Annotated in this window: 5 protein-coding genes; 4 read left to right on the forward strand and 1 reads right to left on the reverse strand. The window is 72.5% G+C overall.

Going from position 1 to position 3819, the window contains the following annotated elements; translation table 11 throughout:
• The 4 genes from VFB40_RS13595 to VFB40_RS13610 all read left to right on the forward strand — a co-directional run.
• Positions 1 to 411 (forward strand): TioE family transcriptional regulator (locus VFB40_RS13595; protein WP_324850571.1); only part of this gene is annotated, 411 nt, incomplete at its 5' end.
• 113 nt (positions 412 to 524) lie between these two features.
• Positions 525 to 977, forward strand: a complete 453-nt coding sequence (locus VFB40_RS13600) for a hypothetical protein (RefSeq protein ID WP_324850573.1) — start codon at positions 525 to 527, stop codon at positions 975 to 977.
• Entirely contained in the window at positions 974 to 1951 is a 978-nt protein-coding gene (locus VFB40_RS13605; RefSeq protein ID WP_324850575.1) for an FAD:protein FMN transferase, read from the forward strand. Before VFB40_RS13600 ends, VFB40_RS13605 begins: the two co-directional genes overlap by 4 nt.
• 1 nt (position 1952) lies before the next feature.
• A complete protein-coding gene (locus tag VFB40_RS13610; protein ID WP_324850577.1) occupies positions 1953 to 2528 on the forward strand; it encodes a ferric reductase-like transmembrane domain-containing protein in 576 nt (191 codons plus the stop codon).
• Here the strand turns inward: VFB40_RS13610 and VFB40_RS13615 are convergent.
• Positions 2511 to 3819: sensor histidine kinase (locus tag VFB40_RS13615; protein ID WP_324850579.1), on the reverse strand; the 1309-nt coding region annotated here is incomplete at its 5' end. The two genes, VFB40_RS13610 and VFB40_RS13615, sit on opposite strands and share 18 nt — an antisense overlap.

Here is a 3819-nt window from a genome sequence, read left to right on the forward strand (position 1 = left end):
CCGGTGCCGGAGGAGCGCGGCGACACCTTCGTCGGTCCCCTGGCCAGGAGGCTCGGCATCCTCCCTGCCACGCTGCGCAAGTGGGAACGCGCCGGTCTGCTGCATCCGCGCCGCGATCCGCTGACCGGCTACCGGATTTACAGCGCGGCCGACGTGCGTGACGCGCTCCTTGTCCATCAGCTTCGGCGCGGCGGCTACCTGCTTGAACAGATCGCTGCGCTGATCGTTCAAGTCCGCGCCGCCGGAGGCATCGCGCCCCTCGCATCGATGCTGCAGGACTGGCACGCGCGCCTCTCCGCCCGTGGCCGCGCCATGCTCCGCGGCGCTGCCGCGCTGGACGCGTATATCGACTATCGGCTTGATCCTGGCCGCCCACCAGCGCATGTTGAACGGGCCCCGGCTTCCTTTTAGTGGCTCCTTAGGTGCGGCTTAGCGTCTGGTCCGGTTCGCTGGCCGTCGTCTTCAGACCGGGCGGGTGTCCGGTCACGATCCGCGAGACGCACCTCGGGAAAGGGTTGAGGCAGATGCGCCACGACGAGTCCGTCGACACAGGCCGCGAGGAGGGCCTGCGCCGTCTGGGCAAGCTCACCTGGCGGACGACGCAACTGAGCACGCTGGCGATGGTCGCCTTCATCACCCTCTTCGCGCGATCGGCCCCAGCGAACACGGCCGACACCGCCAACACCGGCCAGCCCGCCGGCTCCGGAACCGCGCAGTCGGCCGCGGCCTCGGGTTCTGCGTCCGGCGCGGCCCCGCAGTCCTCGTCGAGCGCGAGCCGCGCCGCGACCGCGGCCGCGGGCACGGCCTCGGGTTCGGCGACCACCACCGCCAAGGCCGGCGGCCAGAGCCCGGCACCGGTGCGCTCGACCGCGCCGGCGCCCGCCCCGAAGACCTCGACGATCGCTCCGCCGCCCAAGCCGCCCGCGACGACGGCCGCGCCGGTTCAGACCACCACGTCGGCGAGCACGGTGAAATGACCCTCGCGTTCGCGGCGTCCGTCGGCGAACCGGTCGGGGTCTCGTTCTCGGCTTTGGGCACCAGCGCGAGCCTGCTGGTTGCCGCTCCGCAGGCGCTGGAACACGGCCGGTCGCTGCTTGAGGACGAGCTCGCCGCGATCGACCTGTCTTGCTCCCGGTTCCGCGCCGACTCGGAACTGGCCCGGCTCAACCGCGCGCAGGGCCGTCCCATGCGAATAAGCGCACTGTTCGCCGAGGCCTTGGACGTGGCGCTGGAGGCGGCCCGCGACACCGACGGCGATGTCGACCCGACCTGTGGCGCGGCCCTGATCGAGCTCGGCTACGACCGCGATTTCGCCGAGCTGGCACGTAACGGCGCCCGCGCGGGTGCAGGTCCCGCCGTCACCGCCCGCGCGGTCCCCGGTTGGCGGAAAGTCGAGCTCGACCGGTCGCGGAATCTGGCGCGCGTGCCGTCCGGGCTGGTCCTGGAGCTCGGCGCCACGGCCAAGGCGCTGGCAGCCGACCGCGCCGCCGCGCGCATCCACGACGCAGTCGGCTGCAGCGTGCTGGTCAATCTCGGCGGGGACATCGCCGTCGCCGGGCAGGCTCCGCAGGGCGGTTGGAGGGTGCGGGTCATCGACGACGAGAAGGCCGCCGGCCCGGTTCCGCAGCAGGCTGTTGCCATCGCGGTGGGCGGGCTTGCGACGTCCAGTACCAGCGTGCGCGCCTGGCGCCGCGGCTCGCAGGACGTACACCACATCATCAGTCCGGCGACCGGGCGCAGCGCCGAGCCGTACTGGCTCACCGCGACCGTCGCCGGAGCGAGCTGCGTCGCCGCCAACACGGCGTCGACCGCGGCGATCGTGCGTGGTCCGCGCGCGGTGGCCTGGCTGGAGCGGCTCGGCATGCCCGCGCGGCTGGTGCGGCCGGACGGGACCGTCACATACACCGGGCCGTGGCCCCGGCCCGCCGCCACGACCGGAAACGGATCATGACATGCCCGTCAGCTTCTCCTTCAAGGGACCCGGCCTGTGGTACGCGACGCGCGCCACCGGCCTGGTCGCCTTCCTGCTGCTCACGCTGTGCGTGGCGCTCGGCGTCGTCACGGCGGTGCGCTACTCCTCCGTGCGGCTGCCGCGCTTCGTCACCGTCGGCCTGCACCGCAACGCCTCGCTGCTCGCGGTGGTCTTCCTGGTACTGCACGTGCTGACGACCGTCGTGGATACGTACACTTCGATCCCGCTGAGCGCCGCGTTCATCCCGTTCAGCGCCGACTACCGCACGTTCTGGCTCGGGCTGGGCGCGGTGGCCTCGGACCTGCTCATCGCGCTGATCGTGACCAGCCTGGTCCGGTTGCGCCTGGGTTATCGCAGCTGGCGGGCAATCCACTGGCTGGCATACGCGTGCTGGCCGGTAGCTCTTGTGCACGCTTTAGGCACCGGCACCGATCCGGCGACGCCGTGGATGACGTTGATGACAGTGCTCTGCATCGCGAGCGTCGTCGGAGCGATCGGTTGGCGGCTGGTCGCCGGCTGGCGGGGCGCGCGGACGCAGTCACGACCCGCGCGCTGAGCGGGAAGCAGCGCGGTGTCGCCGGCGGCCGGACCGGTAGGTCGGTTGCAGCGGAGGGCCCAGCTCGAGCGTGACGCGCGCGCCGCCCAGCGGCCCGGTCTCCACGACGAGTTCACCGCCGGAGAAGGCGGCGGCGCGGCGGGCGATGTCGAGCCCGAGGCCCGTCGAGCCCTCGCCGCTCGCTCCGCGGCGCACCGCGGATTGCCCGGGCAGTCCGGGCCCGGCGTCGTCAACGGACAGCGTCGCGCCACCGCCGGGGCGGGCGACCAGTTCGAGCGCGAAGGCGGCGCCGTCCGGGGTGTGCGCGAAGACGTTGTCGAGCAGCACGTCCACGGCCGCGGCCAGGTCCTCGGATCCGACGCGCACCAGAAGCGGTCCGGCTTCCGCCCGCACTGTCATCGAACGCTGCTGTTCCTCGGCCAGCGCCGACCAGAACGCGGCGCGCTCGCGCACTACCTCGCTCGCGTCGCAGCTCACCCAGACTCCTTCGCGCGCCGGCCGACGCAGTTCTCCGATGATCCCGTTGACCGCCCGTTCGACGGCATCAACACCTTCCGTGATGCGCTCTCGGCTCTCCTTGTCGTCGATGCCGTCGGCGTCGATGCGTAGCGCGGTCAGCGGAGTGCGCAGCCGGTGAGAGAGGTCGGCGCTGTATTCGCGCTCGCGGGTGAGCAGCTGTCCGATGCGTTCCGCGAGGCCGTTGAGCGCGGTACCGACCCGGTACACCTCTCGCGGGCCGGCCGGTTCCGTGCGTGCTGTCAGATCTCCGGCGGACAGGCGGTCTGAGGCCCGCGCGAGGTCGGCCAGCGGCCGCACCAGGGAGCGGGCGAGCCGGTCGGCGACCAGGACGCTGAGCAGGAGCAGTCCCACGCCTACGGCGATCAGCAGCAGCCACGCGCGCACGACTCCGTGGCGCAGCAGCGCCTCCGGCACGAATACGCGGATCACGGCCGTGCCGCCCAGACTGCCGGCGGTGGTCGACGCGCTGCCGGGCAGCCCCTGCACGGAGACGAGGACTTCAAGGCCGCCGGGCACCTCGTCGGTGATGCTGCGTCCGCTGCGTGCCAGGCGCACTCCGTCGGAGACCGGTGCCGAAGCGCCGACGGTGCTGCCGTCCGGCAGGAACACGGTCACCGGCCGGTCCGGGGTGGCGGCATTGAGCTGATCGACGGCCAGCGCGAGGGTGCTGCCGCCGACCGTGGCCACCACGGAGGTGAGCGATTGGGCTTGGGCCACGGCGCTGTCTACCGCGCGATCCGCGGCGAAGGTGCGGATCAGCAGGGCTAGCGGG

It is taken from the genome of Actinocrinis sp. (assembly GCF_035650855.1).
Taxonomy (GTDB): Bacteria; Actinomycetota; Actinomycetes; order Streptomycetales; family Catenulisporaceae; genus Actinocrinis.

Excerpts from the sequence above, each read along its gene's own strand:
- VFB40_RS13605 (WP_324850575.1), top strand. The coding sequence starts at position 974 with ATGACCCTCGCGTTCGCGGCGTCCGTCGGCGAACCGGTCGGGGTCTCG.
- VFB40_RS13610 (WP_324850577.1), top strand. The coding sequence starts at position 1,953 with ATGCCCGTCAGCTTCTCCTTCAAGGGACCCGGCCTGTGGTACGCGACG.
- VFB40_RS13600 (WP_324850573.1), top strand. The coding sequence starts at position 525 with ATGCGCCACGACGAGTCCGTCGACACAGGCCGCGAGGAGGGCCTGCGC.